The following is a 20,036-nucleotide window of genomic DNA, read 5'->3' as shown; positions in this document are numbered from 1 at the left end:
TTTTTCCTCCTCATTAAAAGTTTACAATATTTATAAAATCTTCTGCTTTTAGACTTGCTCCGCCTACCAAAGCTCCATCAATATCAGATTCATTCATTAATTCAGTAATATTATGAGGTTTTACACTACCTCCATATTGTATTCTTACTTCTTCAGAAATATCTACTCCATATTTATCTTTAATTGTCTCTCTAATAAAAGAAATCATGTCATTTGCATCTTTACTTGAAGCAGTTTTTCCAGTACCTATTGCCCAAATAGGCTCATAAGCAATAACTACATTAAGCATATCTTCAGCACTTACATTTTCTAGTGCTTTAATAACCTGCTTACTAACAACATCTTTTTCTATATTCTTCTCTCTTTGCTCAAGAGTTTCTCCAACACAAATAATAGGCTTTATTCCATATTTTAAAGCTGATATTACCTTTTTATTAACAGTCTCATCAGTTTCATTGAAATATTGTCTTCTTTCAGAATGTCCAATTATAACATAATCAACTCCTATTTCTTTTAACATTACAGGAGAAATTTCCCCTGTATATGCTCCTTTTTCTTCCCAATGCATATTTTGAGCACCTAATTTTACTTTAGTACCCTGAAGCTCTTTCTTTATTTCACTTAAAGATGTAAAAGGTACACATACAACTACTTCAATATCTGTATTGTCAGCTACACTTTTAATTTCTCTAACTAGCTTAATACCTTCTTTAATAGTATTATGCATTTTCCAGTTTCCAGCTATTATAGGCTTTCTCATAATGTTCCTCCTTACTTATCATCAATCGCCGCAATACCAGGTAATGTTTTTCCTTCAAAGAACTCTAATGATGCTCCACCACCAGTTGATATATGAGTCATTTTATCGTTGTATCCTGTCTTTTCAACAGCAGCTGCACTATCTCCTCCACCAACAATAGTTACAGCATCTGATTTTGCCATAGCTTCAGCTATTGCTTCTGTTCCCTTTGCAAAGTTCTCCATTTCAAAAACGCCCATTGGTCCGTTCCATATAACAGTTTTAGCTTTTAATATTTCTTCAGCAAATATCTTTCTTGTTTCCTCTCCAATATCTAATCCCATCATATCTGCTGGTATTTCTTCAACTTTTACAGTTTTAAATTCAGTATCATTCTTAAATTCTTTTGCTACAACAGTATCTACAGGTAATAATAATTTTACTCCTTTTTCCTCAGCCTTTTTCATAAGCTCTTTTGCTAACTCTATTTTATCTTCTTCTAAAAGAGATTTTCCTATTTCATATCCTTTTGCTTTTAGGAATGTGAACATCATTCCTCCACCTATTAATAAACTGTCTACTTTATCTAATAGATTTTCGATAACTCCTATCTTATCTGAAACTTTAGCACCACCAAGTATAGCTACAAAAGGTCTTTCTGGATTTGACATAGCCTTACCCATAACTTCAATTTCTTTTTTAACAAGATATCCTACAGCTGATGGTAAATGTTGACTAACACCAACATTTGAAGCATGTGCTCTGTGAGCTGTACCAAAAGCATCATTTACAAAAAGGTCAGCTAATGAAGCTAATTCTTTTGCAAACTCTTCTCCATTTTTTGTTTCTTCTTTTCTATATCTAGTATTTTGTAGTAAAACTACATCTCCTTCTTTCATTTCTGCAACAGCTTTTTTAGCATTTTCTCCAACTACGTTATCATCTGCCGCAAAAATTACCTCTTTATTTAAAAGTTCAGATAATCTCTTTGCTACTGGCTCTAAACTGTATTTAGGATTAGGCTCTCCCTTTGGTCTTCCCAAGTGTGACATTAGTATTACTTTTCCACCATTATTAATTATATACTCAATTGTAGGGATTGCACTTCTAATTCTTCTATCGTCAGTTATTTCGCCATTTTCATTCATTGGTACGTTAAAATCACATCTTACTAATACTTTTTTACCTCTAACATCTAAATCCTCAACTGTTCTTTTATTTAACATATTACCCCTCCTCAAGTAATTCTACTTCTTAAAGGTAAAGCCGGTTTTGTAGATAACTACAAAACCGGTCAATATCTTTTATAGTCCTCTTTCGATGATGTATTTTACTAAATCAACAACTCTTGTTGAATATCCCCATTCATTGTCATACCATGAAACAACTTTAACCATATTTCCACCAATTACCATAGTTGATAATGCATCAACTATTGATGAATTAGGATCCTTTCTATAATCAATAGATACTAGTGGCTCATCTGAGTATCCTAATATTCCTTTTAATTCTCCTTCAGCAGCTTCTTTTAAAGCTTTATTTACTTCTTCTGCAGTAGTTTCTTTCTCAACTTCAAATACTACATCTACTACTGAAACAGTTGGAGTTGGTACTCTCATTGCCATACCACTTAATTTTCCTTTTAACTCAGGTAATACTAATGCAACTGCTTTAGCTGCTCCTGTAGTTGTAGGAATGATTGATTCAGCAGCTGCTCTAGCTCTTCTTAAATCTTTGTGTGGTGCATCTAATATTCTTTGGTCGTTTGTATATGAGTGAACTGTAGTCATTAATCCTTTTTTGATTCCAAATTTTTCTAATATAACTTTAGCAACTGGTGCTAAACAGTTAGTTGTACAAGAAGCATTTGAAATTATATTATGATTTGCTGGGTCATAATCTTTCTCATTTACGCCCATAACTATTGTTACATCTTCACCTTTAGCAGGTGCACTGATTATTACTTTCTTAGCTCCTGCTTTAATATGCTTTTCTGCACCTTCTCTATCTCTGAAAATACCAGTTGATTCTATTACAATGTCTACTCCTAATTCTCCCCAAGGTAATTTTTCAGGATCTCTTTCGCTTAAAACTTTTATTTTCTTTCCATTTAGTACTATATAATCTCCTTCTACTTCTACAGTTCCTTCAAATTTTCCAAAACATGAATCATATTTGAATAAATGTGCTAAAGCCTCTGGTTTTGCTAAATCGTTAATCGCTACAACTTCGAATTCAGTAACCCCATTTTCTAATGCTGATCTTAAAACATTTCTTCCTATTCTTCCAAAACCATTAATACCAACTTTAATAGCCATTGTATATTCCTCCTTTATATTTTTTAGCTACATAATGTAGCTTATTTGACTAATTCTAGTATCTTTCTAGCTGCTCCCTCATCTGTAATTAAAGTCATATCTCTTTTAAGACTACAAATAGCAATTATAGCCTCAGCTTTACTTACACCACATGCAACTCCAATTACATTTTTTAAATTCTCAAAATCCACTAGAGATAAACCTACTGAATTTGATTCCCAAACTTTTTCCCCTTTTGTATTAAAGTAATGTCCAAAAGCCTCTGCAACCGCACCTCTACTCTTTAATTCTTCGATTATTTCTGGACTAAGCTGTCTTCTTCTTGCCATAACATCTGCTCTACCTATTCCAAATACTAATACATCCAGTTTTTTTATAGCATCAACAATCTCTCTAATTTCTTGTACTTGTAAAAGTGCATCAAGTGCTTCTTTGCCTATATTATCAGGTATATGCAATAATTTATAATGTCCACCTAGTTTTTGCGCCAATTTTGCTGCTACATTATTAGCCTGTACCTCTACATTTTTTCCAAGTCCACCTCTAGCAGGAAGCACAAGGATATCACTTTCTCCTTTTTGATTTGGCATTTCCTCAGCTAATTGAGCCATTGTAGTACCACCAGTTATTCCTATAATACTATCGTTTTTTATGATCTGTCTTAAATACTTAGCTGAAGCTTTACCAATGTCCTTTAATATCAATTTATCCTCATCATAATTACCAGGTACTACTATAACATTGCTAATATTTAATTTCCCCTCTAACTTTTTTTCTAACCCATTCAAATCTTTTAATTTATGTATAAAATCTTTCAAATCCTCAATTATTATTTTGCCTTCTTCAGTAACATTCATACCTTGAGATTTTATTTCCAGTAAACCCTGTTTTTTCAATATGTTAACTTCTGTCCTTATTATTCTCTCACCAATATTCAAACTATTAGCTAACGTTCTTCTGCCTATCGGTTGATTATAACATATGTTCCTTAAAATATTATACCTTTTTTCTAAAATCTCAATCATCTCAGGCACAATTTTTCTTTGTAGCTCTATAATATCTTTCATGATTTCTCTCTCCTTATGGACTCGGTGTCCATAACAACACACTCCAAACCAGTCCATTGAAATAACTATGTAAGATATAGAAAATAATCACAAGCCTCATGGACGTTTAATGTCCCACATATAATTATTATGTCCCATTGCTTATAAAAAAATTTACCAACAACTATATTATAATCAATATACTTTTAAATTTCAAGATTAGAACCTTATTTTTCTTTAATATCTTTTTCTTAAATTTGAAGAAGGAATACTTAATTCATCTCTATATTTAGCTACAGTTCGTCTAGATATTTTTATATTTCTCTTTCTTAATATATCCGTTATTTTTTGGTCACTCAATGGCTTTTTAGGATCCTCATTTTCTATTAACTCTTTTATCATAGATTTTACACTAGTTGATGAAATTTCCCCTTCATTCGCTGATACTCCTCTTGAAAAGAAAAATTTTAATTCAAATATTCCTCTAGGAGTTTGTATATATTTACCGTTTATTGCTCTGCTTACTGTAGACTCATGTATTCCTAACTCATCAGCTACCATTTTTAAGGATAAAGGTTTCAAAGCTATTCTCCCTTTTTCAAAAAACTCTGTTTGATGTCTAACTATTACATCTACTACTTTGTAAATCGTCATTCTTCTTTGTTCTATACTTTTAATTAGCCATAAGGCAGAATCAAGCCTACCTTTTATAAATTTAACAATATCTTCTTCAATTGCTTGATTAAGTAGTCTTCTATAGTAATTATTCACAGTTAATCTAGGTGCAGTTATATCGTTCACATGTATAACATATTCACCATCAATAATCTCTAAAGTAACATCAGGCTTTATAAACTTAACATCATCACTACTGCTGATAAAGCTTCTTCCTGGCTTTGGCTCAAGAGATTTGATTAAATCACAAATAAATTGTACCTTTTTTATACTAATGTCCAATTCTTTTGAAATTTTGACAAGTTTATTACACGCTACTTCTTCTAAATAATTCTCTAATACTTTATAAACATAAGGGTCTTTTATCCCCTTATCTTCTAACTGTATTTTCAGACACTCCTTCAAATCTTTAGCTCCCACGCCAACCGGGTCAAAAGTCTGAATTATCCTTAAAACGTTTTCAACTTGATTATTTTCAACATTTAACTGAGTCGCTATCTCATCAATTGCAATTCTTAAATAACCATTTTCGTCTAAACTTTCAATTATGAATTCGCCTATTTTTTTATCTATCTCGTCAAATAAAGTTAGATTCAATTGAAACAAAAGATGTTCTTTAAGTGTAGTTTTATATGTTATATAATTTTCTAAAATCCAATCGTTACTGTCATTTTCTTTATAACTACTATAACTTATATCATCATATTTCCCTAAATATTCTTTCCAATTGATTTCAGTTTTTAATTTTTCTAAATCTATCTCTCTCTCTACCTTACTCTCTCCAGATTCAATTTCCAATAATGGGTTTTTTTCTAATTCTTCCTCAATAAATTGTAACAATTCAAAATTTGTAAACTGTAATATTTTAATAGCTTGTCTTAATTCTGGTGTCATTATTAATTTCTGAGACTGCTGAAGACTCAATTCAAATCCAAGTCTCATATATTTCACTCCTAAAATATTTAACTTATTACTATATCTTATAATATTAATCACTAGTTTATGACTAATCTACCTTTTTAAATATTATATCAAAAATCATATGTAAAATAAAAGCTCTCTGCTTTATTAGACAGAGAGCAAAATACATTTTTGATATTATCTTTCTCCTTTTTCATAAGGTATACCATCTGCTGCTGGAGCAACAGCTCTACCTACCACACCTGCTAAAGCTAATATTGTAGCTACATAAGGTATAATCTGTAAAAACTCTGATGGTATAAAACCTAATCCAAGAGTTGATGCTTGTATTTGAATCGCTTCTGTAAATCCAAAGAATAAACAAGCTAGAAAAGCACCTACAGGATGCCATTTACCGAATATCATAGCTGCTAAAGCTATGAAACCTTTCCCTGCAGTCATACCTTCTCTGAATAAACTTATCGCACCTAATGATAAAGCTGAACCTGCAATTCCAGCTAATGCCCCACTTATCATAACACATATATATCTAATCTTATATACATTAATACCTACTGTATCAGCTGCTCTTGGATGTTCCCCAACTGCTCTGACTCTTAATCCAAAAGGTGTTTTATATAAAACATAATATGAAACAATAACAGCTAATATAGCTAAGTACACAAAAGGTGTTAACTGTGAAGTCAAATCCCCAATAATCGGTATTTTATTTATAAGAGGCAAAGGTTTAGCTCTAATTGCCTTTTCAACTGGATCAGTTTGCCCCGATCTATGCCACACCATCTCTAATAGGAAAGCGGTAAAACTTGCTGAAAGTAAATTTATTGCAACTCCAGTAACTACTTGATCTGCTTTAAGATGAACAGCTAAGAAAGCTAGAATTAAAGAAGTCAATATACCAACGATAGCCGCAACTAATACACCTAACCAAGGTAAATCTGTAAATTCGGTAGTTAATATCGAGAAGAAAGCTCTATTTATCATAATACCTTCAAGCGCTATATTAACAACACCAGACCTTTCAGAAAAAACTCCTCCTAATGATGCAAAAATAAGTGGCGTTGCTAATCTTAAGGCTGATGCTACTACTGCTATTATAATCCCTAACACTTAATTCACCCCCTCAACATTGCCTTTTTTATTTCTGCGTTCTCTTATTTTAGATACAAATTTTACAATTCTTTCACCTGCTATGAAAATGATAATTATACCTTGTATGATTCCAACTACTTCCCTTGGAATACCTGCAATTTGCATTTTCCTAGCACCATTACTCAAAATACCAAATAAAAGTGCACTAGCTAATACTCCAAGTGGATGATTTTTACCAACTAAAGCAACAGCTATACCTGTAAAACCATATCCAGGTGAAGCAGGAGCCATATCTACTTTATATGTTAAACCTGCTACTTGTGTAGCACCGGCTAATCCTGCAAACATACCTGATATAACCATCGCTAATATTAAATTCCTTGAAACACTTATTCCACCATATTCTGCTGCATAAGAATTTTGTCCAACTGAACGTATTTCATATCCTAAAGTTGTTTTAAATAATATAAAGTATGCTGCAATAGCACATATTATAGCTATAAATATACCTGTATGAACACTCGAATAACCAAACCAAGGTATAATTTCTCTTAATTGAGTTAATCTTGCAGATTCAGGTAGTAAAACAGTATGAGCTTTTTGTGTAGTTCCTTCTAAAGTAGAAGGGTTTAATGCAGTTCTAACAAAAAAATTACTTACATGAATACTTGTATAGTTAAGCATTATTGTAGTTATTACCTCGTGTACACCTAATTTTGACTTAAGAAAACCTGCAATTGCTGCCCAAAGCGCACCACCCAATGCACCTGCTAACATAATTAAAGGTATAAATACAAATCTTGGTAAATTTCCAAATGCAGAATTAAATATATAACCAGCAGCTACTGTAGTTAATGCTCCAATTACATATTGTCCTTCAGCTCCTATATTGAATAAACCACATCTAAAAGCAAATGAAACCGCCAAACCAGTAAATATTAAAGGAGTAGTTTTTAAAAGCGTTTGTCCAAACTTGTCTAAACCTCCTAAACTACCGCTAAAAAGTGCCCCATAAGCAACTAAAGGATTGTTCCCTGTCCAAATAATAAATAAGGCACCTATTAAGAAAGATAATAAAATTGCTGATAATGGGAATTTTATGTTTTCAATAAATACTTTTAACTTACTATCTTTTTCCATTATTTCACCTCACCTTATTAATATTTCAAATTTATGCTTTACCTCCTGCCATCATAATACCAAGTTTTTTCTCGGTAGCTTCTTCTGCATCAAGAATTCCAACAAGCTTACCGTCATATATTACACCTATTCTATCAGCTAATGCCATAACTTCATCTAACTCTAGAGAAACTAAAAGTACAGCCTTTCCTTTGTTTCTCTGTTCTACTAATCTTTTATGCACAAACTCAATTGCCCCAACGTCTAAACCTCTTGTAGGCTGTGCAGCAATTAATAAAACTGGATCTCTATTTAGCTCTCTTGCTATAATGACTTTCTGTTGATTACCTCCTGAAAGCGACTTTGCAGTTACTTCTTCGCTTGGTGTTCTAACATCAAATTCTTCAATTAATTTTTTAGCATGTTCATGAATAACATCATAATTCATTATTCCATTTTTACTAAATGGTTCTTTATGATGATCTCCAAGTATCATATTTTCTGCAAGCGTATGATTAAGAACTAATCCTCTCTTATGTCTATCTTCAGGTATGTGTCCTACTCCTTTTTCAATTATTTCTCTAGTTTTTAATCTGGTAATATCTTTACCTTCTAATAAAACCTTCCCTTTTGTTGCATTTCTTAGCCCTGTTATCACCTCTACTAGTTCAGTTTGCCCATTACCGTCTACACCTGCTAGTGCAAAAATTTCTCCAGCTTTAACCTCAAAACTAATACCTTTAAGTGCTGGTACTCCTCTATTATCTAATGCATGTAAATCTTTAACTTCTAATACCGGCTTACCAGCTTCCCGTTTTTCTTTTTGAACTACTAAATTAACTTTTCTACCTACCATTAACTCAGCCAATTCTTCACTATTAGTATCTTTTGTATTTAAAGTATCTATAACTTTACCTCTTCTTATAACTGTTACCCTATCACTCATAGCCATTACTTCTTTTAATTTGTGGGTAATTAAAATTATAGATTTACCTTGATTAGCAAGGTTCCTTAAAATTACTCCAAGTTCTTCAATTTCCTGCGGAGTAAGAACTGCAGTTGGTTCATCTAATATTAAAATATCCGCTCCTCTATAAAGAGCTTTTAATATTTCAACCCTTTGTTGCATACCTACAGAAATGTCCTGTATCTTTACATTTGGGTCTACAGCTAAACCGTATTCGCTTGAAATCCTATTAACTTCCTCTACTGCTTTTTCCTTGTCCAATTTCAATCCACCATACAATGACGGCTCAATACCTAGGATAATGTTTTCCGCTACTGTAAAAGGCTCAACCAACATAAAATGCTGATGCACCATTCCTATTCCTTTTTCAATAGCAATGTTAGGGTTTTTTATTTCCACCTTTTCTCCTTTAATATATATTTCACCAGATGTCGGCTCATATAAACCATATAATATATTCATTAAAGTAGTTTTTCCAGCTCCATTTTCGCCTAATAAAACGTGAATTTCACCTTTCTTAACAGAAAAGTTAACATTATCATTAGCAACAACACCCGGGAAAACTTTAGTAATGTTTTTCATCTCTACTACATAACTCACCCAAATTCCCTCCTTTAAACAGAATTAGGCCAGATATTACATCTGACCTAATTATTATAACCGATATTATAAAATTTTATCAAGTACAAATATTTTTACAATTCTGGAGCTTCAAAAGCTTCAAACTCTTCTTTAGTTTTAGGAACTATTATTTTACCTTCTATTATAGCTTTCTTATATTTTTCAGCTGCATCTTTTAATTCTTTAGTTAAATTACCAGCTTTATCGCTATAACCTACACCTTCTTCTTTTAAACCATAAGTATAAACTTTACCTTCAAATGTTCCTTCTTTTACAGCTTTAGCAACATAGAATGTTGCATTGTCAACTCTTTTAACCATTGAGCAAAGAACGTTTTTTGGTGCTAGAGCTGATTGGTCTTTATCAACACCTATCGCCCAGAACCCTTTTTCTTTAGCTGCTTCAATTAGTCCAACACCAACACCACCAGCAGCATGGTATATAATATCAGCACCTTTTTCATGTTGCACTAATGCTATTTCTTTACCTTTAGCAGCATCTTCAAAAGAATCAGCATAGTTTACAAATACTTCCGCATTAGGGTTAACAGCTTTAACACCTGCTCTAAAACCATATTCAAACTTTTCTATTAGAGGGAATTTCATCCCACCAATAAAACCTATTTTGTTAGTTTTAGTTGCAAGCCCAGCTATAACCCCTACTAAGAATGAACCTTCTTCTTCTTTAAATGTAAGTGATGCAACATTTGGGCATCAACCACTGAGTCAATTATAGCAAATTTTTGATTTGGGAATTGCTCTGCTGCTGTCTTCATTGATTTATTGAATAAGAAACCAACACCTATAATTAAATCCATATTTTCCTCAGCAAAACTAGTTAAGTTTGGTAAATAATCATCAGCAGTTTCAGACTCAAGTACTTTTCTTTCAATACCAAGCTCTTTTTCTGCTCTAGCTAGACCTTCCCAAGCAGAATCATTAAATGACTGGTCCCCTAATCCACCAGTATCAGTAATCATACCAATAGTTACCTTTTCAGTTTTAGTAGTACATCCTACTGCTAAAGTAAGTACTAAAACAGTAGTCAATAAAAGTGCAATAATCTTCTTAGACATCTTAAAATACCTCCTTAAATATTATTTTGTCCGCAAATTAGTTTGCAGAATTAATCAACAAATTATAATATTCTATAAAATTATAAAAATTCCTCTAAAAGTTCTTAATTTTTTGTAATCCATATATATTTTTTCTGTAATAGATAATAAAATCTACTTTATAATTTATGTAAAATACCCTAGGAATATACCTAGGGCATTTACTAACATGGGTCAGATTCCTTAGATGTATAACCAGCATCCGCCAATACTTCTATAGCTTTTTCTAACTTCGCTTCATTCACCATTACTATAGGACCTGTACAGCCCATTCCACTTTCAGCATAAATGCCGTTTTTCCACAATGTTTTAACAGCATTTTCTAATTCTAAAATATCTATACCTGAAATTGATCCAGTTACAACTTCCTTTGGTGGAGGTACAACATCCTCCTCTGCTTCTTTAACTGCCGCTCCTTTTTTCAATCCCTTTATTATATCATCTAATTTAGCTTTCTTCGCTTTAGCAAACTCTTCTTTACTAATTCTTATTAAATCTCCTTTAGCAAGCTTTGCAGCATATGAAATAGCATTTGCTACTACTGGAACACCTGAAGCTCTTGAAAGTATTAATATTATTCTACTGTAATCTTCTCCAATTCCAGGACCATATCCATAACCTATAGCTTCATAGCTTCCTCCTGTTGTAAATGAAGAGAAAATCTTCATAAGTAAATTACCTGTTAATGTATCAGTAATCATTACATCAGGTGTTCCTGCCAAAAGGTCATTTCCTCTCATTACTGAACCACCATCTGCTCTCATTGATTCAGTAAAGTTTATTTCATATCCATTATTTGATAATTCTTTAAGAGCTCTTTCAACTTGTCTAGCCCCATCAACATTAAGTATCCCAACAGTAGGATTTTCTATTCCCATAGCTTTAGCAGTAATAATACCAAAGATTCCATTTTTTATCATGGCTTCTACTCTATCTGGAGAAGATGTTCCAGTTGTAGTAGCTATAAACATCTCTCTACCTAAACCAGGTGTAATAACCTTTCCTACAGTTGAAACGCCTATTGGGAAATTATAATGCATTGTAACAGCACTATGAATCTCACCATTATCTAATAATTCTTCCATTTTCTTATGAGCTTCTTCTTCAGTATTAGCCTCAATTATTTCTAACTTTGTATCTACTTTAGGTCCTATCAATACTACTTCAATAGAATTATCTCTTGCTTGAGCTATTTCAGCTCCTTTAACTATATTCTCAACGCCATGCTCACTGCCTAAGATTGTAATACCTACTCTTATTTTCTTCCCAAATTGTCCTGTTTCTATTGCATCAGCTATGTCATTAAAAACTTTACCAATGAGCTTTTTTACGTTGTTATCTGACATCTATATCACCTCTAATCTCTCAAAAGATGTGATGCAAATTCCCTCATAGCTTCTGCTACTAACTTTTTAACTTCTTCTTCAGAAACCCCTTTATTACTATCCACTTTACCACTATTTCTTTCAATTACGATTGACACACCATCAAATAAATTTGTCATACGGCCTAAGAATAAACTACCTTTACCAACAATCATAACTCTATTTATTTTGCCATTAAGTAATTCTTCTCTTGCAAATCCTATATAAGGAACACCAGAAGGAATATGTCCTTGAGTTGGAGCCCATCCTGGCATACCATGTTTTTTAACAAAATTCATTAAATCTTTTCTGTCTAGTTCTTTTCTCTTAACACCTAAAGCGGCAATCATCTTATAGTTTGATGTAGGAACATCTCCCGCTCCAGCAGGTTTAGTAACATCTGGGTTTTGCATCTCAACAGAATATTTATCTATATCTGTAATCTTTAGATTTCCTTTATCTAATGGAGCAGTTATTAATGAAGTAATTACAGCCTGTGGTGATGAACCTGTTCCAACAGTATGACGTCCTACCAAATCAGTTCTTAATACAGGGTTAACACCATCATTTTTACTTACTAGTACCGCAAATCCACCTAAAACATCTTCTAATACAGGCATACCCTTTTTAACGTGATCTTTTCCGTTCATTCCAAGTTTTGCAGTTGCTCCTCCACCTACTATTACAACATTCTCATAAACTCCTGCCTGAACTAAAGCAGCAGCTTCTATTAGTGCATGAGTAGGTGCAGCACAGAATCCTCTTGTATCTGAACCAGTAGCATTAATGCAACCTACAACTTCTGCAATTGCCTTTGCAAAGTTTCCTCCACCTCTTTGGTTCATATCTCCGCAGGCTTCTTCTGAACATTCAATTACATAATCTATATCTTCTGCTTTAAAATTGTTTTTAGCTAGTAAATTTAATAAAGCTAATACTCCTGAGGCTTTAACAACTAAGTTTTCGAATAAAGTATGAGCATTCAAGTTAATATCAATATCATGTGCTCTCTTAACACATCCAACTATTTTTCCTTCATTATAGATCGGTTCTGCGTGCTGTTCATTAATTAGTTTTTCTATTTCAGAAATTTCTTCGCCTTCTTTAAGTTTTGAAATTAAGTTATCATTTATTAGAGGATGTTTTTCTAACTTCTCTTTAACAACTTTAGTAAATTCTTTTTCAAGTTTTACCAAATCAAATACATCAGATATCTTCATAAGACCTATAAATTCATCTTGTGGCATTATTTCGCCAAACTTACCAAATCTTTCTGCACCTTCAACCTTTTTGTCGTACCAAGGCATCTCATATTTTGCTAAATCATCTGGCGAAATATTTCCAATATAAGTTTGATTTGGTGCATAACTTACAACTTCATCAAAACTACGTAAATGTTTTGGTAGCTCTTTTAAATATTCAGAATCAGGATTTATTAATCTCTCTGAAGTTTGAGTAGTACCATTGTGTATAACCATATCAGGTGCATGAACTAAAATATAACCTGCTCCTTTAACTACTGCAAAACTCATAATTTTCACCTCCGTAAAAAATACACTAACTTTTCGCTATTTTAATAAAGGGTGATGAACCTATCATCACCCTTATAGTTTTATATGATTAGCTTACTCTTCAAAAACTGTCTGTCCATCCACTTCAGTTTGCAAAGCTTTTAATGCTCTTTCAACTAAACTTCTTCTTAAAGCCTTTTCTTCCTCTCTGCTAAGACTTGGATTTCCAAGTGGATGTGGTATCGCTATTGTTGGAACTATTCTATTAGCACCAACAGTTAGTGATATAGGTACTACTGTACACATGTGAACTACAGGAATACCTGCTCTTTCAATTTCTTTAACCATTGTTGCACCGCAACGTGTACAAGTACCTCATGTAGATGTCAAAATAACAGCATCTACACCATCTGCTACTAACTCTTTTGCAAACTCAGCTGCAAAAGCTTTAGCATTAGCAACGGAAGTACCATTACCAGTTGTAGTATAGAAGTATCTGTGAAGCTGACCAATCTTACCTTCTTTTTCAAGTTCTCTAAGAACATCTACAGGTAATACCCTATCTGGATCTTCATTGGCATAAACAGGGTCATAACCACCATGTGCTGTTTCATGTGTCTCTGATGTTAAATCATCAAATTGTGAAATGTCATATTTACCATATTTAGATGCACTTGAAGACTCTATATGATCTGGATTACCCTTTGGTACTATACCTCCAGAAGTAACTAGAGCAATCTTAGCTTTAGTAATATCTTTTACTGGAGGATTAGGCTTAACCCTATCAAAATCTGGCATCGGATACTCAGTTTTAAACTCTTCACCTTTGAGCTTTTTGATAAGCATTTCAACTGCTCTTTCTGAACCTCTTTTTTCTGCGAAATAATTCTTTCTTATGCCTCTAGGAATATAACCTTCCTCATCAGGAGTTTTTATTTCTTCACCTTTTGCTAGTTTTAAAGCTAGAGCAGCCATTGACTTAACAGCTTTTCTCATGCCAGCTGCACTATTTTTAGTTTCTATTATATAAACACTCTTTTTGAACATGTCTGCTCCAGGGTTTTCTGGATACATACCTGTTAATACTGGTATCCCTAATTCTTTATTAACAGCCTCAGCTATAGTACCGCAAGCAACCCCATATCTACCAGCATTAAATGCTGGACCTGCAATAAATAAATCAGGACTATACTTTCTAACCATTTCAATTATTGTTTTCTTTGCTTCTTCTATATTTTCATTGAAATATGAATCACCGCAGATTATAGTTGCTACTATTTCTGCCTCATCACCAAACCTCTTGTTAAATTCCATACCAGGACCTACAGCGCCTTCTCTTACTTCAGGCTTGTGGTCAGCTTTTTCTTCCCCACCAATTCCTGCAAAGAACTGGTTAATATAATGAACTACTCTTATTTTGCTCATTTTTTCCCCCCTCTCTAATTCGGGTCTTTTTTAGTCGTTAAATTTACAGTATTCTTCTCGTATACTGCTAACTTCACTTATAATCTCATCTACATCTAATACCATTTCCATCATACCAATTTGCTCATCATAAACTTCTGGATCAATTTCATTTTTGAATTCTGGTTCTACTGCATGATATACTCTAAGTCCTAACTGGACTCCTGCTAATGGACCTGCAAAAGTAGGGTCTCCTGCTGTAACAGTTTCAGCTGCTAGCCCAGCAGCTTCTGCTTCAGCAGCTCCTAATATTACAACAACATTTTCAGCACCATACTTCTCAGTTAAATCTTTGACCCTCTTTTGATTTTCTAGGTCCATAGCTCCTGCAGCAGTTCAGACAAAACATTCAGTTGATGCAAAAACTACTTCAGCTTCAGTAGTCTTTAAGCACTCTTCAATAGCTGGTGCAGGAATTCCATCTCTGTCACCAATTATGATTACTTTCTTACCATCTAATAATCCCATTCTTACCCTTCCTTTCTATCTAATTTTTATTTCAATTTTCTTTGTTTTGTACACTATTTATAATTTGCAAGTAAATAGTTTAATATCCTTTAGCTGTTAATTTATTAAATCCTAGCTCATTAGTAGCTCCTGTTATAGCTTGTAATTCAACTACTATAGAACCATCTTCTCTTAAGCTACCATCAAATCCACCAGCAATCTTATTAGCAGGTTCAATATGTCCTATAACTTTGTCCATAGGTGGTAACTCGATAACTTCATTAGCGTTACCGCCTGTTACAACAGCATTTGCTAATGGATCTGCATCTGCTAATGATTGTGAAGCTCCATCTCTTCCTGCATACTCATCTGTTACAATAACTGTTTTAATACCTTTTTGTTCTATTTTCTTGCAGTTCATAATTAAGTCTGTATCTGGGTTACCAAAACCTTCTTGTGAAATGATAACACCATCTACACCTAGATATTCAGCTAATTTAGCAGTCCAGTTTGATGAACGCTCTTTATCAGCTAAATATACGTTTTCATTAGTTATAATAACACCAACAAAATTCAATTCTTTTCCATGCTTTTTATAAAGGTCTTGAATTATTGGGTTGTTTAAATGATGATAAGTAGTATTCTTATCACAAGCTGATACACAGTTACCACTTATAATAGCACCATCCATAATTTCAGTAGGGCTTATTAAAGTAGGTAATATCTGTTTAGCATCAACACCATATACATAAGTATCATGTAATAAACCTTGACTTTGAAGCATTAATACATATGCTACCTTTGGTAGATTTGGATATTTTTCAATACTCTTAAGTAATGGTAAAAATTCGTAAGTTTCAATATCATCTGGCTCTACATTTTTAGCTGCTCTACCTAAATATTCTGCGGCTTTTAATCCAGCCATTCTAACCGCTTTTTCATGCTCATGCTGTTTTAAACCTTCAACTGGCTCACATACTAAAACAACATTATTTAACTTTGAAAAAGGTGTATACTCGGCTCCTGGGCCAGTCATATCAATTATACCTTCTTGGAAACCTACTATTTTACCAGTAGTTACTACAGCAGCGCCTTTCAAAACATTAGTTCTTCCAGAACCAACCGTTTCTACTTTTGATATTACGCCAGGGAAAATACCGCCTTTTCCTTCTACTTTAACTCTAGGCTCAATAACGTCTTTTACAGGCATAATTCTTACACTTTCACCTGGCCTAGCTAACTCAACTTCTACACTCTTTAGATGTTCATCTTCTAATATAATGGAAATCAATTCTTCTTTATTTACATAAAGTACTCCATTTTCAACCTTTGTTTCATTTCCAAATTGAACATCTTTGATATAGATATTTCCTAATTCTAGGCGCATGCAGTTCACCTCCCTTTAATTTTTAAATAATTCAAAGATGAAATTTAGATATACTTTTTAATCATTTCTTCTATATTTGCAGGTGTTGCATCTTCTTTTGTTAATTCGTCAATCTTTTCTCCATCTTTATAGATAGCTATTGTAGGTAATCCTAACACTCTTTGCTTAATAGCTAATCTTCTTGCTGATGAAGTATCAAGTTTGCAGAATTTCATCTTATCTCCATATTTTTCTGCTAATTTTTCTATGTGTGGCAATAAAGCTTTGCAAGGTTCACAGCTTTTTCCCCAGAAGTCTACTAAAACATATCCTTCTGCATTTAGTACTTCAGCTTCAAAAGTTTCCTTATTTACTTCTAACATCATAACCCCTCCTTATTTTATTCTCTAAAATTGTTCTCGATATATTTTTCAGCCTGTGTAGCAGCTATTGCACCATCTGCACAGGCAGTAACAACCTGTCTTAATGACTTCTTCCTACAATCTCCTGCCGCAAAAACTCCTTCAATATTTGTTCTCATATCTTCATCAGTTAACAAATAACCTCTTTCATCCATATCTAATATACCTTTGAATAAATCAGTTTGTGGCATATATCCTATGAATACAAATATACCAAATGTACCATCTTCTTCATTTGCACGTATTTCTGTTTCCTCACCAGTAACTCTGTTTCTTATAACCATTGACTCTACAATACCATCACCTTTTATTTCCTTTACTTCAGAATTCCAGATAAAGTCAATTTTATCATTCTTAAATGCTTTTTCTTGAATAGATTTAGCTGCTCTTAACTGATCTCTTCTATGTATTATAGTTACTTTTCTAGCGAACTTTGTCAAATAAATAGCCTCTTCTACTGCCGAATCCCCTCCACCGATTACATATACGTCAAAATCAGTAAAGAAATCAGCATCACAAGTAGCACAGTAAGAAACTCCCTTTCCAATAAACTCTTTTTCTCCTGGACAATTTAGTTGTCTAGGTTTTGCTCCTGTTGCAACTATTACAGTTTTAGCTCTGTATTCTCCTTTTTCCCCTTTAAGTACTTTGATTTTTCCTTCTAATTCAACTTCAATAATATTATCAGAAACTCTTTCTGCTCCAAATTCTTCAACTTGTTCAACCATTCTTGCGATTAAAGAAGGTCCTGTCGCATTTCTAATTGACCCAGGGTAATTAGCTACTTCGTCTGTAGTTACTATTTGTCCTCCTGTTCTATCTTTTTCAATAACTAAAGTCTTTAATCTTGCTCTTCCTGCATATAAAGCGGCTGATAAACCCGCTGGGCCTGAACCTATAATTACTACATCATACAAATTTTCCATAATCAACACTCCTTTTAAAATTTTTAATAACTTAACTAAATTCTCTCTTTAACACTTTTTATACAAATACAGCTCTTCAAATTATACCCCTTTGTTTATAACAATATCTTTAATAAGCGACAAATCTATAGTTTGAAAATCTAGTAAAATCTTTTCCGACCAATTTGGTGTCTTAAAATCTCTTAGAAATTTTTCTGTAGTTTCAATACTTCTTTCAATAATTATCAGCGAATCGTAATCTAGATTTCCTCTATCAATACTAATAATTATAGATTTGTAAGGTGTTTCATTAGGTTTAACACTACCTGACAAAGGATGTGATAACAATTTATGGCCTAGATGCACTCTGTCTCTAACTTTCCTCAAAATATTCAAATAATCCGTTTCATAATATTCTACTAAGATATATTTCGATAACTGATTTTTTACTAAAGGGTTATTAGTTATAAGTATTTTACCCAATCAATTCACTCCTTAAAAGGAAAAGGTTTTCAGTAAAAATGACATAAAAACAGAGTAAAAGCCCCCCTATAGGTGCCTTTACTCTGTTTTTAACCTGAGAGTTTCTTCTTTTACAAGAATTGCTCCTTCGGTGCCCTAAAGGCTCTCCAGAGAACTGTCGAAATACGGTCCTTTTGCCTGAGAGCTTCATTATATACCGGCACACAAGGTATATAACTTACTCCTTCGGCGCCTTAACGGTCTCTCCCGCATTTCTCATCCAGTTAAAACGATATTAAGTTTCTCTATACTCATATTATAATACATAAATTTTTCTTATACAACAAATTTTTCATTTATTTAATTTCTATTAATTCATAATTTGTACTACCTAATCCAATAGCTTCTCCATACTCTAATATTCTATTAGCATCAACTTGTGGATGCAAACCATGAAATTTATCTTCACCTGGTTTGTGTCCCTCTTTCAAATCACTATTTTTTATTCCCATTTGCTCATTTATTAAATCTATACTTGCCTTATCTATTGCTACTGGATCAAAAGAAGCTAATATACCTACATCATTAACTATTGGTACATCACTCCACGGAACACAGTCACACATTGGAGTTACATTCATCACAAAATTAAAGTATGCAACTTTACCTTCTTTGTTTTTAACAGCTCCATAAGCATATTCAGCCATTTTTTCAAGGAAAACATCTGAATCTGTCTCCCATTGTATTTGAATTGCACGTTTAGGACATATTGTTATACATTCACCACATCCAATACATTTGTCTTTATCTATAACTGCTTTATTATCTGTCATCTCTATAGCTTCAACAGGACAATGCTTAACACATAACTTACAACCAATACACTTCTTACTAATTACTTTAGGCTTAGCATCAGAATGCTGAATCTGTTTTCCTGCAGCAGTCGCACAACCCATTGCTAAGTTCTTTATAGCACCACCAAATCCAGCCATTCCATGTCCCTTAACATGACTTAATACAATCATAGAATTAGAATAATAAATATCTCCAGCTATTTTTACCGTTTCAAAATGATTTTTGTCTATTTTAACTTCAACTGAATTCTTACTATATATACCATCAGCTATTATTATAGGAGCATTTACCACAGCATATGCAAACCCGTTTTCTATAGCAGTTTGTATGTGTGTAACGCTATTTGTCCTGCTTCCTGTATAAAGAGTATTAGTATCTGTTAAAAATGGCTTAACTCCACATTCTTTTGCTTTATTAACTATTTGTCTAACAAAAATTGGATGTATAAAAGCACTAGAGCCTTTTTCTCCGAAATGCAATTTTATTGCAGTTAAATCATCTTTTGATAACACCTCTTTAATACCAGCTTTATCAAATAACCTTTGAATTTTATTCGGTATATTATCTTTTTTACTTCTCGCTCTTAAGTTTACAAAATAAACTTTACTTGCCACTCTATCACCTTCCT

17 protein-coding genes, 1 pseudogene and 1 riboswitch are annotated in these 20,036 nt (G+C 32.9%); all 18 genes and pseudogenes read right to left on the bottom strand.

The window, feature by feature from the left end:
• Positions 1-13 precede the first annotated feature (13 nt).
• Complete coding sequence (gene tpiA, locus AB4Y15_RS05080; protein WP_427338849.1) at positions 14-760, bottom strand: triose-phosphate isomerase; 747 nt, start codon at positions 758-760, stop codon at positions 14-16.
• An 11-nt stretch (positions 761-771) separates the two neighbouring features.
• The gene (locus AB4Y15_RS05075) at positions 772-1,965 is read right to left on the bottom strand and encodes a phosphoglycerate kinase (RefSeq protein ID WP_427338847.1); all 1,194 of its coding nucleotides are present in this window, start codon (positions 1,963-1,965) and stop codon (positions 772-774) included.
• 78 nt (positions 1,966-2,043) lie between these two features.
• On the bottom strand, positions 2,044-3,057 hold the full coding sequence (gene gap, locus AB4Y15_RS05070; RefSeq protein WP_427338845.1) for a type I glyceraldehyde-3-phosphate dehydrogenase: 1,014 nt from the start codon (positions 3,055-3,057) through the stop codon (positions 2,044-2,046).
• Between the two features lie 41 nt (positions 3,058-3,098).
• Positions 3,099-4,124: a sugar-binding transcriptional regulator gene (locus AB4Y15_RS05065; protein ID WP_427338844.1), complete on the bottom strand. Its 1,026-nt coding sequence runs from the start codon at positions 4,122-4,124 to the stop codon at positions 3,099-3,101.
• A gap of 216 nt (positions 4,125-4,340) precedes the next feature.
• The gene (rpoN, locus tag AB4Y15_RS05060; protein WP_427338843.1) at positions 4,341-5,720 is read right to left on the bottom strand and encodes an RNA polymerase factor sigma-54; all 1,380 of its coding nucleotides are present in this window, start codon (positions 5,718-5,720) and stop codon (positions 4,341-4,343) included.
• A 156-nt stretch (positions 5,721-5,876) separates the two neighbouring features.
• Positions 5,877-6,809: an ABC transporter permease gene (locus AB4Y15_RS05055; protein WP_427338841.1), complete on the bottom strand. Its 933-nt coding sequence runs from the start codon at positions 6,807-6,809 to the stop codon at positions 5,877-5,879.
• The gene (locus AB4Y15_RS05050) at positions 6,810-7,931 is read right to left on the bottom strand and encodes an ABC transporter permease (RefSeq protein WP_427338839.1); all 1,122 of its coding nucleotides are present in this window, start codon (positions 7,929-7,931) and stop codon (positions 6,810-6,812) included. It abuts the gene before it with no gap.
• A gap of 31 nt (positions 7,932-7,962) precedes the next feature.
• Complete coding sequence (locus AB4Y15_RS05045; RefSeq protein WP_427339022.1) at positions 7,963-9,459, bottom strand: ABC transporter ATP-binding protein; 1,497 nt, start codon at positions 9,457-9,459, stop codon at positions 7,963-7,965.
• Between the two features lie 113 nt (positions 9,460-9,572).
• Positions 9,573-10,477, bottom strand: a pseudogene (locus tag AB4Y15_RS05040) (BMP family lipoprotein).
• 299 nt (positions 10,478-10,776) lie between these two features.
• Positions 10,777-11,958 carry a glycine/sarcosine/betaine reductase complex component C subunit alpha gene (gene grdD / locus AB4Y15_RS05035; RefSeq protein WP_427338837.1) on the bottom strand — a complete coding sequence of 394 codons (1,182 nt, stop codon included), beginning with the start codon at positions 11,956-11,958 and terminating at the stop codon, positions 10,777-10,779.
• An 11-nt stretch (positions 11,959-11,969) separates the two neighbouring features.
• Positions 11,970-13,508, bottom strand: a complete 1,539-nt coding sequence (grdC, locus tag AB4Y15_RS05030) for a glycine/sarcosine/betaine reductase complex component C subunit beta (RefSeq protein WP_427338836.1) — start codon at positions 13,506-13,508, stop codon at positions 11,970-11,972.
• 93 nt (positions 13,509-13,601) lie between these two features.
• Complete coding sequence (grdB, locus tag AB4Y15_RS05025) at positions 13,602-14,912, bottom strand: glycine reductase complex selenoprotein B (protein ID WP_427338835.1); 1,311 nt, start codon at positions 14,910-14,912, stop codon at positions 13,602-13,604.
• 30 nt (positions 14,913-14,942) lie between these two features.
• Positions 14,943-15,419: a glycine/sarcosine/betaine reductase complex selenoprotein A gene (gene grdA / locus AB4Y15_RS05020; protein WP_427338833.1), complete on the bottom strand. Its 477-nt coding sequence runs from the start codon at positions 15,417-15,419 to the stop codon at positions 14,943-14,945.
• Between the two features lie 79 nt (positions 15,420-15,498).
• Positions 15,499-16,785: a glycine/sarcosine/betaine reductase component B subunit gene (locus AB4Y15_RS05015; RefSeq protein ID WP_427338832.1), complete on the bottom strand. Its 1,287-nt coding sequence runs from the start codon at positions 16,783-16,785 to the stop codon at positions 15,499-15,501.
• A gap of 44 nt (positions 16,786-16,829) precedes the next feature.
• Positions 16,830-17,147 (bottom strand): thioredoxin TrxA, encoded by a 318-nt coding sequence (gene trxA, locus AB4Y15_RS05010; protein ID WP_427338831.1) that lies wholly within the window; start codon positions 17,145-17,147, stop codon positions 16,830-16,832.
• A gap of 17 nt (positions 17,148-17,164) precedes the next feature.
• On the bottom strand, positions 17,165-18,112 hold the full coding sequence (gene trxB, locus AB4Y15_RS05005) for a thioredoxin-disulfide reductase (protein ID WP_427338830.1): 948 nt from the start codon (positions 18,110-18,112) through the stop codon (positions 17,165-17,167).
• An 81-nt stretch (positions 18,113-18,193) separates the two neighbouring features.
• Entirely contained in the window at positions 18,194-18,574 is a 381-nt protein-coding gene (locus AB4Y15_RS05000) for a GrdX family protein (protein WP_427338829.1), read from the bottom strand.
• A 155-nt stretch (positions 18,575-18,729) separates the two neighbouring features.
• Positions 18,730-18,833, bottom strand: a riboswitch (glycine riboswitch).
• 76 nt (positions 18,834-18,909) lie between these two features.
• Positions 18,910-20,022, bottom strand: coding sequence for a DUF362 domain-containing protein (locus tag AB4Y15_RS04995; RefSeq protein ID WP_427338827.1), 1,113 nt, complete (start codon positions 20,020-20,022; stop codon positions 18,910-18,912).
• Positions 20,023-20,036: the final 14 nt, after the last annotated feature.

Origin of the sequence: Caloranaerobacter longqiensis, assembly GCF_050286925.1 — a bacterium.
Classification (GTDB): domain Bacteria; phylum Bacillota; class Clostridia; order Tissierellales; family Thermohalobacteraceae; genus Caloranaerobacter.
This window is presented reverse-complemented; position numbering and strand designations above follow the sequence as displayed.